A 13240-nucleotide genomic window follows, 5' to 3' on the forward strand; every position below is an offset into this window, starting at 1 on the left:
CAGATCACATATCAGTTATATCATCCATAGACTATGAAAACACCATTATTTGACATTAAATGACAAATCACTAACTGGATAAGTAACGGATCCTACATCACCAGTAAATAATCGAACAACAGCAAACTTGCGTTCATCTGCTAATTTAAATGCATGATATCGCTCCTGAGGCACGACAACCACATCCCCAATTGACACTTCCAATTCAAAATAATGATCCGCGCGTTGGCTTTTAATAATGAAAATACCTTTGCCTCCGACAACAATGCGGACCTCATCTTCCTTATGGAAGTGTACGTCTCCAAACTTTTGAAGCATATCCGGCGTATCCACCGAAAGCACGGCGATATCCCACTTCGTATAGCCTCTCTTTTCCGCGAATCGAATGATCTCCTCTTCATAAATAGCCAGCAGTTGCGCTCTTTCCTCTTCATTAAAAGCAATTTTTTCATGCACAAATTCCGGGGTGCGATCTGCAGGCCACTTCTCATAGTGAATACCTTCATTTTGCAAAAAAGCTTCAATCTGATCTTGATTAACATATTGGCGTGTAACTCTCTCATAAATACTGGACATGTATGAATCCCTACTCTCTTTTCATATGGTGTTTCGTAACGGAATCTTATTGAATTCGCCAGGATTTGTCAACGTATAGTCCGAATCCTATAAATACTATAAGAAAATTGATATTGGAAGTTAGGATGGTGCTTTGACTATAATTCATATGAAACCTATATGGATGATAAGAAAGGTAAAAGGCCCTTCTTAAAATTACAAACAAATTGGAGTGTGCAACCATGAGTAAAACCGTTCTCTTCATTAGCGGAAGTCCACGTGCAAATTCAAGAACCAGAGCCGTAACGAACGTTGTCTATCGACTGCTCAGAGATCAACGCGGGCATGCACAGCTTATTGATTTACATCTGCATGAACTCCCCCTCTTTAATGGCGATTCCGCTCAAAATGAACTGGCTTCCGTCCAACAATGGCGACAATTGGCAGCCGAAGCAGGCGGCTTCTTCATCGTTACGCCGGAATACCATAACGGCATTAGCGGTGCGTTGAAAAATGCGCTTGATTTCTTAAATGCCGAGCATTTCCTCAACAAACCAGTGGCAATCGCAGCGGCATCAGGCGGCGGCAAGAATGGCATCAATGCGTTGAATAACTTGCGCCTTGTACTGCGCGGGGTATCGGCAAATGTTCTGGCTGGCCAATTTGCAGCCGATCCGAGCCAGATCGATGAAAATGGCATTTTCACCGATGAAAACGGCGTTAAGTCACTCCAATCCCTCGTGCAAGATTTGATAGCTGCAGTAAGCTTACAAGTCGAATGATGCGTGGAAAGGAGGGCATTCGACTTTCTCTCGCTTCTGTCCAGTGGGCTTTCTTCATCTTGACCGGCGGTTTAGTCGCACCAATTGTAGTCGCTGCCGCCTTTCATCTAACAGGTATAGAAACGGTCGGACTCCTCCAGCGAACGCTGGCTGTCATTGGGATCTCATCCTTATTGCAAGTGTTATTTGGTCATAAATTGCCGATTCTGGAAGGACCCGCCGGAGTCTGGTGGGGCGTGTTCATTTTATTGGCTGGCAGTGTTGCGGCAGGACCGGCCTCCGCTGCACTGCTGAGGCAAATGGAAATGGGATTGCTGATCAGCGGGGCCATCATGCTAGCGTTAAGTGCCTTTCAGATCATTGGGCATGTGAAGAAGCTATTTACTCCTGTCGTGACAGGAACTTACCTGCTGCTGCTCATTTTCCAATTCAGTTCATCGATCGTGAAAGGAATTCTTGGCGTAGGCTACTCGGACTCGTACATCCATGCACAAATCGCCATTCCTGCCATCGCTACGCTGGTTTTCACTTTCATTTGCGGACGCTTGAAATATGCTTTTTTTCGCAATTTCTCTGTCTTGCTCGGCGTTATTTTCGGATATGCCGCTTTTCGCTTGCTCGGTTTGATCCCCGACTTTCCTGACATACAGGAAACCGTTACGCTGCCGACATGGTTTGCATGGGGAAAGCCCGAATTTAATTCTGGCATACTTCTGACGACCCTCGTCATTGCCCTGCCTTTATTGATTAATATGATTGCCGCCATCGTCATAGTCGAGAAGGCAGCCGGACGGGAAGCGCAGGATGTGTACCGGCGTGCAGGTCTTGTGATGGGCATTAACCAGCTAATATCCGGACTGTTCTCTGCCGTAGGGTGTGTATCCAATTCGCATACAGCCGGGTTCATCGCCTCCACGCAAATGACCAAACGATTGCCGTTCATCCTTGGCTGCTTGCTCATCCTTGGAGCAAGTTTGTTTCCTTTATTCACGGTAGCTTTGGCCTCTATTCCGGTACCGGTTGCATTTGCTGTCATTTTTTATTCCTTTACTCATCTGCTAACCGCCGGGCTTCGGGAATATGAGACCATTCTCAAGGAAGAGAAAAAACTGCTTGTCATCGGTGTTGCCCTCTTCGCCGGCGTAGGCAGCATGTTTATCCCTGCGGCAAGTCTGTCGCATACCCCTGATGTGATTAAGCCTATTTTGAACAATGGACTTATCGTCGGTGTCCTTGCTTCCATACTGTTCGAGCAAGGCATTCGTGGGAAAGATGCGTTAGCCGCATTCCTAAAAACCCGAAACGATCGACTCAAAATTTCCCGCGAGAGGAACTCTCAACATGGCGTTAACGATCAAAGTGTACTCTGATTACGTATGCCCCTTCTGCCTCTTGGCTGAAGATCAATTGGAGCAAGCCGCGGCAGAGCGCGATGTCATCATCGAATATATGCCCTTCGAACTTAGGCCATACCCCAAACCTACTCTGAAGCCTGAGGATGCCTATATGCAAACCAATTGGGCGGAAAAAGTTTATCCTCTGGCTGAGCAGTTGGGGATTAAGATGGTTATGCCGCCTTTCTCCCCGCAGCCTTATACCCATTTGGCTTTCGAAGGATTTCAATTTGCCAAAGAGCATGGCAAAGGCAAAGCTTACAATTCACGTATGTATACCGCTTTTTTCCAAGATAGTCTGGACATTGGAAATATTGACGTTTTGACTCAGCTCGCTGAAGAGCTTGGTCTTGACGGCACGGCATTCCGCCTGGCCTTGGAACAGCGCACCTATCAGGAGCATCACCGTAAGGCGCTTCATCACGCCTACAACGAAGCGCAGATAACGGCTGCCCCAACCTTCGTCATCGGTGATCGCGTAGCCAAATGGCTCGTATTTAAAGAGCAATTTCTGGAAGAAATTGATGCGGAGCTAGCTAAACGCCAACGGCTTGATCATTGGGCTACAGGTTTAAGCTGCGATGCAGAAGGCTGTTCCTAAGCCAGTCATAAGAAACGAGAGGAGCTCGACCATGTCACTAACTCTAAAAGTATACTCAGATTATGTATGTCCTTACTGCATCTTGGCAGAAGGAGAACTCGAAGCCGCAGCAGAAGAAAGGGGAATTGAGGTCGAATATTTGCCTTATGAGCTTCGTCCTTACCCGACACCAACCTTGCGGCCAGAGGGCGAATATATTACGAAGGATTGGCGAGAACGCGTATATCCGATAGCCGCAGAACTCGGAATTCCGATTGTGAAGCCGCCTTTTTCGCCACAGCCCTATACGCATTTAGCCTTTGAAGGCTACCAATTTGCTATCGAGCATGGCAAAGCCAAGGCTTATAATACTCGTATCTATAAAGCCTTTTTCCTGGAAAGCAAGGATATCGGCAGCATCGATGTATTGACAGAGCTTGCCGGTGAGGTGGGACTCGATCCAGCCTCCTATCGCCAAGCCTTGGAGCAGCGTACGTACAAAGAGAAGCATGGCAAAGCCCTTCATCACGCAAATTATGAAGCCAATATTACATCCGCTCCAACTTTCGTCATTGGCAATACCGTCATTCGCGGTATGGCTTTCAAGCATCAATTCCTCGATGCCATAGATCGTGAACTGGCTCGTATAACACCGTAACAACAAACCCCCTGAGTTCTCTTCGCGAGAATCTCAGGGGGTTTCCTCTTTCTACGGCATCCAAAGGTGCTGCCGTGGAATGATTTACAAGCCTGCTTCCTTGCCGTAAGGCTGATTCACTTTGCGCTCCAGACGTATTTGGATATAGCCGAACAGGATTGCTGTCACCCAATACAGAATCGCTGCGGCCAAGAAACATTCCAGAAACTTGTATGTATCCGCTGCGAGCAGCTTCGCCTTAGCTAACATCTCCGTCAAACCGAGCGTAAAGCCGAGTGAAGTTTCTTTCAGAATCGTGACGAATGTGTTCCCCAAAGAAGGGAGCGCAATGCGAAAAGCCTGCGGCAATACGACACGCTTCATGCTCTGCCACCTGGTCATTCCAATCGATAATCCCGCTTCCCATTGGCCATGATCGACGGAACGGACAGCAGCACGAATAATTTCGGCCATATAAGCGGCACTATTCAAGCTGATGCCGATAACGGTTGCTGTATAAGCGTTCATCTCACTGAAAATAGGGATGATTTGCGGAATGCCATAGTAGAGAATAAACAATTGAACAAGCAGGGGCGTTGCGCGAAAGAATGAAATATATACTCTCGCCATTACGGCCAAGCCCCTGATTCTCTTACGAATAACATGCTCGAGGATGAGTCCCAGAATAAGTCCCAAAAACATGGATATTACGGCTATGCTAACCGTCAAGTACATGTACTGAAGCAATCTCGGGATTGCCGAAAGCAGATAAACCAAATCGAACTGCATTTAGATGGCCTCCATTCCTCCTCCAGGACGCTCATTTATTTTATAGGGTTCGTTAAGTCTTCAGTAAACCATTTTTTGGATATATTGCTTAAGGTACCCTCCTTGCGCAGCTCTTGAAATGCTTGGTTGACCTTTTCAATTAATTGCTTATTCTCTTCATTGTTCAGAAACGGATTTGCTGCCGGGAGTACATTGAATTGTTGGCCTCCTAATTGCAGCGGCAGTCCCGTCTTCTTAATCGTCGCTAACGCCGATGCTTTGGTAGAGAATGTCGCATCTACTCGACTTAGCGCCACATCATTGAAACCTGCTTCCGCTGTTTCATAATTGACGACCGTAATCTCCCCGTTCTTATCAAAATCCTTGACGAAGTTAATGAAATTCGTTCCGGCTTGAATGGCTACTTTCTTTCCTTTCAAATTTTCCAAGGATTGGATACCGTCGTTCCCCTTCTTGACGACCAATTGAGCGCCGGAGAATACATAGGGATCATCGAATAAATATTTCTTTTTCCTCTCTTCCGTTACAGAGATTGAATTGGCAATCGTATTGATTTTACCCGTATCCAGCAGTCCGAAAAGTCCGCTGAATTCGGAGGTTTGCCACTTGATATCATAATTGATTTTCTTGCCGATCTCCGTCCACACATCAACTTCGTAGCCTTCCAATTTATTCGTCTCGCTGTTTTGGAACACATAAGGATAGAATCCAGCCGTGGATCCGATCGTCAGCACTTTGTTTGTGTTTGCTCCAGAAGCGCCGACAGATTTCTTGGCACAAGCCGTCAAGCTAACTGCCAATAATCCCACTGCAAGCAGGAGACCCGCTCTCTTTCCATACTGAAACCCCTTTGAACTCATCATCTGATGTACATCTCCTTTAAAATTCTTTGTATACTCAATCCATTTACCTCATTATTCTGATGAGTTTTATATGAATTAGGTATAAAAAAAATTATAGAGGTGCAGCTTTTTAATATCCAATATGAAAATCCTAATACCTTATATCGCTCAAAACCTATGAATCACCCGGGGCAAGTCCCGCGGTCCCGGTATCTGTTTCTGTTTTCGCAAACTATTGAAGTAATTGATGATAAATAAACGAAACCGCTCAAAAGCCGGTGATTGCTCTGTGCGATTCAGCCAGGAAAGACTCAATGTACGTGTGCATTCAGGGTCTGAAATGGTCAAACTTTCCGTTTCGTTATCGGGTTCGTTCAGGCCAAATAATTCTGGAATAAAGGAGATGCCAATCCCCGAGCGAACTAACGTCTGCATCAAGCGGGGTTCTTCAACTTCGAATACAATGTTGGGTGTAAACCCTGCCCTTTGGCAAAACTCATCGGTTGATTCACGCAGCCCATACCCTTCTTTTAAGCTTACAAAAGGTTCGGAAGCCACTTCAGACAGCTTTACTTGCCCGCGTCCCGCCAGTCGATGTCCTTTAGGAATAAGCAGCCTGATTTCTTCTGTTAGCAGAACTGCGCTGGATACCGAGGGGAGGTCGATTTGCGGCGCTGAAATGCACAAGTCAATTTCACGCGCTTCAAGCAATTTTCTCATAGATGGATAGCACCCTTGATGGAAGCGAAAATGAACACCGGGTTGTTTGGCTACGAAGTTTGCAATGACTTGCGGTAGAAATGGCAGGTGAATAGTCGCAATGGAGAGGACTTCCTGATGTTTTCCTGCCAGCTTCCGCGCTTCCTCTTTCCCTTTCTCCAACTCAATAAAGACGCGATCCACATGTTCCAGAAAAGTTTTCCCTGATTCATTTAACCGAATATTGCGTCCGTGTCTATAAAATAGCGCTACGCCGAGATCCTCTTCTAACCGAGCAATGGTCTGACTTAAGGAAGGTTGGGCGATGTTCAGCTCTTTCGCTGCTTGTGTAATGTGTTCACGTCTGGCTACGGTTTGAAAATATTTCAGCTGCAACAAATCCATATTACTCCCTACTTTCCTCGATTATTGCCTATTGAACAAAAATAGACACGATGCAAATGCGCCGTGTCTACAGATGCCTGTTTGACTTTATTGGGATCAAACTGGAAATTCAATAAGATTGTTCCTTATTTTAGGGGAATTCCATCAGGTAGTCAAGGGAGAATATGACTTAGTTGACCAATGATTCACCCATTGACTTCGAGCAGAGGATCAATTAAAGTAAAATTAGTACCAGATACTATAACTTGATACCAATTTTTCGAGGAGTGATTTCTCTTGCCTATTTCTCCCCCCCTGCATGCGCGAATTACCGCGATCGGCAGCTATGTGCCCACCGGCACTTTAACGAACGCCGATCTGCAAAACATGGTGGATACGAACGACGAATGGATCGTTCAACGGACCGGCATTCGCGAGCGGCGCATCGCTGCCGCGAATGAATTCACCAGCGACCTTTGTATCCGGGCTGTCGAGGATATGGTCGCCAGGTACGGCACTGCGCTGGATGACGTCGAGCTTATCATCGTAGCCACGCATACGCCCGATCTGCCTTTCCCGTCTGTTTCATGCCTGGTTCAAGCTCACTTCGGCATCCCTGCGACAGGCGCCTATGACTTGAACGCCACCTGCGCGGGATTCACCTACGCGCTGCATACAGCCAGCGGGCTGATCTCCGCTGGCGTTCACCGCAAAGTGCTGGTCATCGGCGGCGATACCGTGTCCAAAATAACGGACTACACCGACCGTTCCACCTGCATCCTGTTCGGCGACGGCGCTGGCGCAGTGATGGTGGAGAGCGCCGATGCACAACCCGCCTTTCTCGCCGCACACATGGGGGCGGACGGAAGCGGCGGCAAGCATGTGTACCGCACCGGACTTGCTTCCCAGCTGAACGGATTGCCGCTTGCCGGCGAAGGCAAGCTTGTCCAAAACGGGCGCGAGGTGTACAAATTCGCGGTGACGACAGTCCCGCAGGGCATCCAGCAGTTGCTCGCGAAGAGCGGGATGCAGGTGGCTGATATCGATTGGTTCGTTCCTCACAGCGCAAACCTCCGCATCGTCGAGTCCATCTGCGAGAAGAGTGATATCCCCTTTGAGAAAGCGCTGTACAGCCTTGTTTACTACGGCAATACGTCTGCGGCTTCCATTCCATTGGCTTTGGATCTAGGCATTAAGGAAGATAAGGTGAAGACAGGGGATACGCTGCTGCTCTACGGCTTTGGCGGGGGATTAGCCCACGCAGGTCTGATTCTTCGCTGGGGGTAAATATACGGTATCTATCTATTTCCGGGGAAATTGTCCGATTTTCCGGGAAGCGATTGTAGCGTTGATCCAAGGATCGGCCGGCTTTCCTTTCCTGCGCTTGCGCGGACTCAGCTTCGTAATTTTATAGACCAACGCTCGTTGATACTTGCTAATCGCCTCTAGATTCTCGGAAACATGTTTGACCAACTCTCCGGAAGTTTCTACTTGATCCGCGATCGCTTCCATAATACGGCACAATGCTCGCTGGCTTCTGGCCAGCGAGGTTAGCATATGCAGTTCAATCGAATCACGAGCCGTTGGTTTCATCATTTGTCATCCTCGCCAAACGAAAATAGGTTTTCTAACCCTCCTGAGTTATCCGAACCCGAACCCGAATCATTTTGATTTAACAGCGCCTGCAAATGTCGATTCAAGGAATTTTCCATTTTCGTCAAGCCATCGATTAATTCGATCACATGCTCATGGATTTCCCCTGTTTGTTTCATCTGATTCTCATGTCCTTCCAAGTTCGTAGAGTTGATGTGCAGGCAAATCCAGTTGCGGGATTTCTCCGCCTCTACAGCTCTGGCTTCCAATATCAATGCGATTTCATACTGCAGCTTGGCTGTTGCATCCAGCATGTGCAAATATAGATCAGATCTGTTCAAGACGTATCCCTCTATTCCTCGGCGTCATTGCCGCTTAGTTCCTTCATCACAATTTCCGTTTGCTGCGCCATGGACTCAACCAGATTGGCCAGGCTGTTCAAATAGGAAGTTACATTTTTATTAAGCTGTAGAGCCTGCTCCTGAAGCATGCCTAATCCTTCAAAGTTGGGATGAGAGTCCGGTATATCGTTCGCAATAGCAGCCATCTGTGTCGTCACGCTTCGCTTTGCCTCCAGGATTCTCGACATTTCCCGATGCGAGGCCGCAATATGTGAAATAATAGCCGTCACACGCTCTTCCATTCCTTTCGCCCCCATTCCGCTTTTTCACTTTATGTTATGCATAGTTGCGGTGAACGGTACCGCACTTTTACCGAAATTTGGTTTGCCAATCAAAGCCAATCGCCGGATCATCATAATCCACCCGAAATTCATCGGGCTGCTTCGGGTCATACGCTTCATTCGTAAAGTAAACAATCGTTGCAGGGGAAAGGCCGAGAACCCGGTAACCGTGGGCAACCCCTCGCGGAATGAACAGCAGTATCGGATTATCCTGCCCCATATAATACACATCTGTCTGGCCATACGTGTCTGATCCTTTTCTCATATCGTGCAGAACGACTTGCGCGCTTCCTACAGGAAAATACCAGATATCATCCTGCCGTTGGTGGTAGTGGAACGCTTTGATGACGCCAGGATAAGACATCGACAACGACGCTTGACCGAAACGGCCGAACAAGGCGTCATCCTCCCTGAGCAATTCCATAAAATAACCGCGGTCATCGTTATGTTTGACCAGTTTTTTTTGCATAACGCCTTCAATCATTGTACGTTCCGCCTTCCTGCATGTTGAACAGATTTAAATGAAGCTATGAGGGTCTACGCCCCATTTATCCAGAAATTTCTGCTTATTGATTTGGAGCAGTTCTTTTACAGCCTCTTCGCCTTTTTTCTGAAAACTTGCGCTGCCATGATGATAAATGAAGCAATCGCCGGCGATGAGCAACCGGTAACCCGCGAGCCTTGCCCGGTAACAGAAATCGTCATCCTCGTAATGCCCTGGCGTAAACCTCTCGTCCATGAGCCCGACTTTATCAAGCATTTCTCTTTTGAAAAGCAAACAGATTCCGACCAATCGGCTTGCATCCTGCCACTTCGAGGCATCTGGCTTGTTATATTTCGCAGCCATATCTGCAAGGTTGGTGAAAGGTTCCTGAACTTGCTGTTTGCCGCTGGCATAATTGGTAACGGGACCTACCATCCCGACCTCCTCGCCGCTGTGCAATGCGCGCAAAAGCTGATCCAGCCAATTAGGCGTCAGCAGTGTGTCGTTATTTAACAGCATCAGCGTGCTGCCGCTAGCTACGCGAAGGCCCAGATTGCAGGCCGCTGGAAACCCCCGGTTAATGGGCAGAGAGACCAGCTTCACTTGCTCCTTCGAGCAGTACGCGATGGAGCCATCCGTGGAACCATTATCGACAACAATGATTTCATAGGGAGCGGAAGTGTGCTTGCGAATGGAGTTCACACAATCCTTCAGTAACGAAAGTCCATTGAAATTCGGGATAATGATACTGGTTATTTCCATGATCGTCCCCCTTTGAGAAACTCCCTTTTTCGAATGATGTCTGGAAAAATAAGGCGTTCCCCTTTGGACTTCATTGCACGCTGGAGCGCCTCCACATGATCTCCCACAATTAACCGGGACACGTTGTTATTCACTCCCTGGTTATGTTGGCGCTTTTTGTTAATCGAAACCACGTTGACGCTTGCAGGCGCTGTGATGGTCAGCCCGGCTAACAGGGCGCCTACTTGCGCTTTGGGCGGAACCATGAGCTCGGAGCAGCCGATTCGAAGAAGCGCATTTCTCGATAAGGCGTGAGGGACTGCTGTCAGCGAATTGGCATTGAGATCCGGCCTTTTTAAAGACATGTTCAGAAACCGTTTCATGACCGTAACGGAATCCCATTTCGAGAATGGAGGCAAAAACGGCGTAATGTCGTTAAGCGCCAGATCGGAACCTCGATCAATAGCATAGATAAAAGGAAGCAGGTTCTCGGCGCGAACAACGAAATCACCGTCCAGAAATAATACAATATCCGCATGCGACAGCTTAGCGCCTACGGCTCGGCCCACATCATGACCTAACGGCTCCGGATATTTCACAATCAGGGCATGCGAATGCGCTCTGACTTGCTCCAACGTCTGATCATTCGACCCGTTCACAATGATGATGATTTCATCCAGCGGCAATCGATTCAACTGCTCCAGTACTTTAACTATCGTAGTCTCCTCATTCATTACAGAGACGATGGCTCCCACCGATTTGGTTGTGGGCATCATCACCCAGTCGGCTTCATACATACCGGCCGCTCGGCAGTAACCCTTCACATAACCGCTCGCAGCAGCTTGATAATGACGGGATCCCGGACTCGGCAGGCTGGACATATCCCGCCCGTTCCATATCGTATTCAGCGCTTTCTTATGGTAAGGCATATTCGCAATCGAGTGATGGCGCGCATCTTCTTGCCCCGCTTGAACGCCCCATCTCTTCCAATGCCGTTCGCTCCGCGAGGAAGCCAATGACGACTTGACAGCCGTCTGACGGGAAGAACGCTTGTGTTTCGATGGATGATTCTCCACTTTCATAGATTTGGGCCGGGCTATCTGCTTCTTGATTATGGGCTTCATGTGCGTTCACCTCATTGTTTCTCTAATCCGAGTGAGGTCGCGCAGGCCTGCGCGTTCATCGGAGGCTTGAATCAGCCACTGAATAGCTTCCAGATGATCGCCGATAATTAAATCGCCGACAGGATCAACAGCTTTAGCTCTTCTTCTCACGCGATTTCTCGAACCGACCGGTACGAGCTGAATCGCTTTTATATGAAGCCCCCGCTCCGCAGCAATCGTTTGCGCCAAAGGCGGGACAGCCAAATTTTCAGCTCCGATCGTATGGAAAGCTTTACGGCTTATCGCGTGCGGAATCGTCGTCATCGAGGCACCAAGCAAATCCGTACGGGATAAAATCGCATTGAGGGCATGTTTGGCCAGAACGACCCGATGCACGTTTACCGTGGATGTGATCCCGTTATATTTGTTCAAAGCCACATCTACGCCTTGCTGCACCGCCTTGATTAGCGGCTTCGCTTCCTTCGCCGGAACCACGAAATCGGCATCGAAGAATAAGAGGACATCCCCTTTCGCCTCCATCGCTCCCAGGCTTCTCCCTACATCGTGACCTAGCGGAGATTCATACGAGATGACCCTTGCACCCAGTCGAGCAGCAACACTCTTGCTGCCGTCTGTCGAGCCGTTGTCAACGACGATCACTTCTGTTCGCGGGTGAACAAGGAACGCCTGCCGAATCACTTTAGCCAAGGTTCGGGCTTCATTATATACAGGAATGATGACCGATACGGTAGGTTGCTGTCGATGCAAGGTGACGGAGGAGATTCGGTGATTCCGCTGAGTACTCATTGTTCTCTCAACTCCCCTTCATGTCATGGCGGATTGCCTGCTTTATGTATTCTATGATCTTTCCAGAAAGGGGACAGGGCTGTAGCCGCACTCCCGTAAAACAGGCATATGCATGACCCCGATTGCCCAGATAAGTAAGAGACTCCGCCACTCAGACATTTGTCTTGTACCGCTCACCTCTCTCCGGCGTAAGATAATGAAACCAACAAAGAAGAGAGGAAATCCGGATGAAAGCTATCGTTACCGGTGGAGCCGGCTTTATTGGCTCGCACCTTGTTGAAGAGCTTATTGCCGCGCAAGTTGAGGTGCATATCATCGACAATCTAAGCTCAGGCAAATTGAGCTATGTGCATCCGCAAGCGGCCTTCCATGTGGCGGATGTCTCCAGTGAACAAATAAAGCCCCTCCTCGTGGATATCCGTCCCGACGTTGTCTTCCACCTCGCGGCACAAGCCGATGTGCAGCGCTCCATTCAAGATCCGGCATTCGATGCTATGGTGAATCTGGTGGGAACGATCCACTTGCTTGAAGCCTGCCGCGAAGCTGCTGTGAGCAAGTTTATATTGGCTTCCACTTCCGCTGTATACGGCAATTTGCAGAAAGAGCGGATCGCCGAAACAGATCCGGCCTCTCCGATTTCTTACTATGGCTTATCCAAATATTCCGCTGAATCCTACATCCGCGTGTTTCATCAATTGTACGGGCTGCCTTATACGATTCTTCGCTATGGCAATGTGTATGGCCCGAGACAAACAGCCAAGGGAGAAGGCGGCGTCGTGGCCGTCTTTATGGAGCGCATTCAGAAAGGCATCCCGCTAACGATTCATGGCGATGGCGAGCAGTCCCGGGACTTCGTCTATGTGAAGGACGTAGCACGCGCGAACATCGCGGCCATGCATCGTGGCGCGCAGGAGATTATCCATGTCAGTACGGGCAAACGGACATCTGTCAACGAGCTGGCACGACTGTTGGCGGACTTCCACGGCGAGGCCCTCTCCATGGTCCATGCCGACGCCAGAGAAGGAGATATTAGGCACAGCTGTCTCGATAATGGAAAAGGGCTCTCCTGCTTAGGATGGCAGGCAAGGTATGAGATTGCCTCTGGCTTAGAAGACACTTATCGAGCCTATATAAAGGGAGAGAAATACTAAAAGTGCTGTCCATCATT

At 48.5% G+C, this 13240-nt stretch carries 17 protein-coding genes; 6 read left to right on the plus strand and 11 right to left on the minus strand.

The features are described 5' to 3' along the window. Positions 1–45: 45 nt before the first annotated feature. The gene (locus ABRS97_RS13850; RefSeq protein ID WP_367814745.1) at positions 46–576 is read right to left on the minus strand and encodes a cupin domain-containing protein; all 531 of its coding nucleotides are present in this window, start codon (positions 574–576) and stop codon (positions 46–48) included. 221 nt (positions 577–797) lie between these two features. On the opposite strand from ABRS97_RS13850, the gene ABRS97_RS13855 reads away from it, so the two are divergent. The 4 genes from ABRS97_RS13855 to ABRS97_RS13870 are packed head-to-tail and all read left to right on the plus strand — an operon-like array spanning position 798 to position 3969. Then, the gene (locus ABRS97_RS13855) at positions 798–1337 is read left to right on the plus strand and encodes an NADPH-dependent FMN reductase (RefSeq protein ID WP_367814747.1); all 540 of its coding nucleotides are present in this window, start codon (positions 798–800) and stop codon (positions 1335–1337) included. Then, the gene (locus tag ABRS97_RS13860) at positions 1337–2707 is read left to right on the plus strand and encodes a purine/pyrimidine permease (RefSeq protein ID WP_483312460.1); all 1371 of its coding nucleotides are present in this window, start codon (positions 1337–1339) and stop codon (positions 2705–2707) included. Before ABRS97_RS13855 ends, ABRS97_RS13860 begins: the two co-directional genes overlap by 1 nt. Next, positions 2679–3332, plus strand: coding sequence for a DsbA family oxidoreductase (locus ABRS97_RS13865; protein ID WP_367814751.1), 654 nt, complete (start codon positions 2679–2681; stop codon positions 3330–3332). The genes ABRS97_RS13860 and ABRS97_RS13865 overlap by 29 nt, the downstream gene beginning before the upstream one ends. 31 nt (positions 3333–3363) lie before the next feature. Further along, the gene (locus tag ABRS97_RS13870) at positions 3364–3969 is read left to right on the plus strand and encodes a DsbA family oxidoreductase (RefSeq protein ID WP_367814752.1); all 606 of its coding nucleotides are present in this window, start codon (positions 3364–3366) and stop codon (positions 3967–3969) included. Between the two features lie 84 nt (positions 3970–4053). Here ABRS97_RS13870 and ABRS97_RS13875 read toward each other — a convergent pair whose 3' ends face one another. The 3 genes from ABRS97_RS13875 to ABRS97_RS13885 all read right to left on the minus strand — a co-directional run bounded on the left by ABRS97_RS13875 (position 4054) and on the right by ABRS97_RS13885 (position 6677). Continuing rightward, complete coding sequence (locus ABRS97_RS13875) at positions 4054–4737, minus strand: amino acid ABC transporter permease (RefSeq protein ID WP_367814754.1); 684 nt, start codon at positions 4735–4737, stop codon at positions 4054–4056. 35 nt (positions 4738–4772) lie between these two features. Then, positions 4773–5600 (minus strand): amino acid ABC transporter substrate-binding protein, encoded by an 828-nt coding sequence (locus tag ABRS97_RS13880; RefSeq protein WP_367814756.1) that lies wholly within the window; start codon positions 5598–5600, stop codon positions 4773–4775. Between the two features lie 147 nt (positions 5601–5747). Next, the gene (locus ABRS97_RS13885; RefSeq protein WP_367859112.1) at positions 5748–6677 is read right to left on the minus strand and encodes a LysR family transcriptional regulator; all 930 of its coding nucleotides are present in this window, start codon (positions 6675–6677) and stop codon (positions 5748–5750) included. A 288-nt stretch (positions 6678–6965) separates the two neighbouring features. Here ABRS97_RS13885 and ABRS97_RS13890 point away from each other — a divergent pair, with 288 nt between their 5' ends. Beyond that, the gene (locus tag ABRS97_RS13890) at positions 6966–7949 is read left to right on the plus strand and encodes a ketoacyl-ACP synthase III (RefSeq protein WP_367814894.1); all 984 of its coding nucleotides are present in this window, start codon (positions 6966–6968) and stop codon (positions 7947–7949) included. Between the two features lie 15 nt (positions 7950–7964). Here ABRS97_RS13890 and ABRS97_RS13895 read toward each other — a convergent pair whose 3' ends face one another. The 7 genes from ABRS97_RS13895 to ABRS97_RS13925 all read right to left on the minus strand — a co-directional run bounded on the left by ABRS97_RS13895 (position 7965) and on the right by ABRS97_RS13925 (position 12072). After that, positions 7965–8258 carry a hypothetical protein gene (locus tag ABRS97_RS13895; RefSeq protein ID WP_367814760.1) on the minus strand — a complete coding sequence of 98 codons (294 nt, stop codon included), beginning with the start codon at positions 8256–8258 and terminating at the stop codon, positions 7965–7967. Then, the gene (locus ABRS97_RS13900; RefSeq protein WP_367814762.1) at positions 8255–8596 is read right to left on the minus strand and encodes an alpha-helical endospore appendage domain-containing protein; all 342 of its coding nucleotides are present in this window, start codon (positions 8594–8596) and stop codon (positions 8255–8257) included. The genes ABRS97_RS13895 and ABRS97_RS13900 overlap by 4 nt, the downstream gene beginning before the upstream one ends. Before the next feature lie 11 nt (positions 8597–8607). Beyond that, a complete protein-coding gene (locus ABRS97_RS13905) occupies positions 8608–8898 on the minus strand; it encodes a nucleoside-diphosphate sugar epimerase (RefSeq protein WP_367814764.1) in 291 nt (96 codons plus the stop codon). Positions 8899–8965: 67 nt separating this feature from the next. Next, a complete protein-coding gene (locus ABRS97_RS13910) occupies positions 8966–9421 on the minus strand; it encodes a dTDP-4-dehydrorhamnose 3,5-epimerase family protein (RefSeq protein WP_367814766.1) in 456 nt (151 codons plus the stop codon). Positions 9422–9454: 33 nt separating this feature from the next. Further along, positions 9455–10183 (minus strand): glycosyltransferase family 2 protein, encoded by a 729-nt coding sequence (locus ABRS97_RS13915; RefSeq protein WP_367814768.1) that lies wholly within the window; start codon positions 10181–10183, stop codon positions 9455–9457. Further along, positions 10174–11286 (minus strand): glycosyltransferase family 2 protein, encoded by a 1113-nt coding sequence (locus tag ABRS97_RS13920; RefSeq protein WP_367814770.1) that lies wholly within the window; start codon positions 11284–11286, stop codon positions 10174–10176. Before ABRS97_RS13920 ends, ABRS97_RS13915 begins: the two co-directional genes overlap by 10 nt. Positions 11287–11292: 6 nt before the next feature. Then, positions 11293–12072: a glycosyltransferase family 2 protein gene (locus tag ABRS97_RS13925; RefSeq protein ID WP_367814772.1), complete on the minus strand. Its 780-nt coding sequence runs from the start codon at positions 12070–12072 to the stop codon at positions 11293–11295. A 227-nt stretch (positions 12073–12299) separates the two neighbouring features. On the opposite strand from ABRS97_RS13925, the gene ABRS97_RS13930 reads away from it, so the two are divergent. After that, on the plus strand, positions 12300–13223 hold the full coding sequence (locus ABRS97_RS13930; RefSeq protein WP_367814774.1) for an NAD-dependent epimerase/dehydratase family protein: 924 nt from the start codon (positions 12300–12302) through the stop codon (positions 13221–13223). Positions 13224–13240: the final 17 nt, after the last annotated feature.

The organism is Paenibacillus tabacirhizosphaerae (assembly GCF_040812395.1).
Taxonomy (GTDB): Bacteria; Bacillota; Bacilli; order Paenibacillales; family NBRC-103111; genus Paenibacillus_E.

Coding starts and splice junctions, on each gene's coding strand:
- ABRS97_RS13850 (WP_367814745.1), bottom strand. CDS start 576: ATGTCCAGTATTTATGAGAGAGTTACACGCCAATATGTTAATCAAGAT.
- ABRS97_RS13870 (WP_367814752.1), top strand. CDS start 3,364: ATGTCACTAACTCTAAAAGTATACTCAGATTATGTATGTCCTTACTGC.
- ABRS97_RS13930 (WP_367814774.1), top strand. CDS start 12,300: ATGAAAGCTATCGTTACCGGTGGAGCCGGCTTTATTGGCTCGCACCTT.
- ABRS97_RS13905 (WP_367814764.1), bottom strand. CDS start 8,898: ATGGAAGAGCGTGTGACGGCTATTATTTCACATATTGCGGCCTCGCAT.
- ABRS97_RS13860 (WP_483312460.1), top strand. CDS start 1,337: ATGCGTGGAAAGGAGGGCATTCGACTTTCTCTCGCTTCTGTCCAGTGG.
- ABRS97_RS13910 (WP_367814766.1), bottom strand. CDS start 9,421: ATGATTGAAGGCGTTATGCAAAAAAAACTGGTCAAACATAACGATGAC.
- ABRS97_RS13925 (WP_367814772.1), bottom strand. CDS start 12,072: ATGAGTACTCAGCGGAATCACCGAATCTCCTCCGTCACCTTGCATCGA.
- ABRS97_RS13855 (WP_367814747.1), top strand. CDS start 798: ATGAGTAAAACCGTTCTCTTCATTAGCGGAAGTCCACGTGCAAATTCA.
- ABRS97_RS13865 (WP_367814751.1), top strand. CDS start 2,679: ATGGCGTTAACGATCAAAGTGTACTCTGATTACGTATGCCCCTTCTGC.
- ABRS97_RS13915 (WP_367814768.1), bottom strand. CDS start 10,183: ATGGAAATAACCAGTATCATTATCCCGAATTTCAATGGACTTTCGTTA.
- ABRS97_RS13880 (WP_367814756.1), bottom strand. CDS start 5,600: ATGATGAGTTCAAAGGGGTTTCAGTATGGAAAGAGAGCGGGTCTCCTG.
- ABRS97_RS13895 (WP_367814760.1), bottom strand. CDS start 8,258: ATGATGAAACCAACGGCTCGTGATTCGATTGAACTGCATATGCTAACC.
- ABRS97_RS13920 (WP_367814770.1), bottom strand. CDS start 11,286: ATGAAGCCCATAATCAAGAAGCAGATAGCCCGGCCCAAATCTATGAAA.
- ABRS97_RS13875 (WP_367814754.1), bottom strand. CDS start 4,737: ATGCAGTTCGATTTGGTTTATCTGCTTTCGGCAATCCCGAGATTGCTT.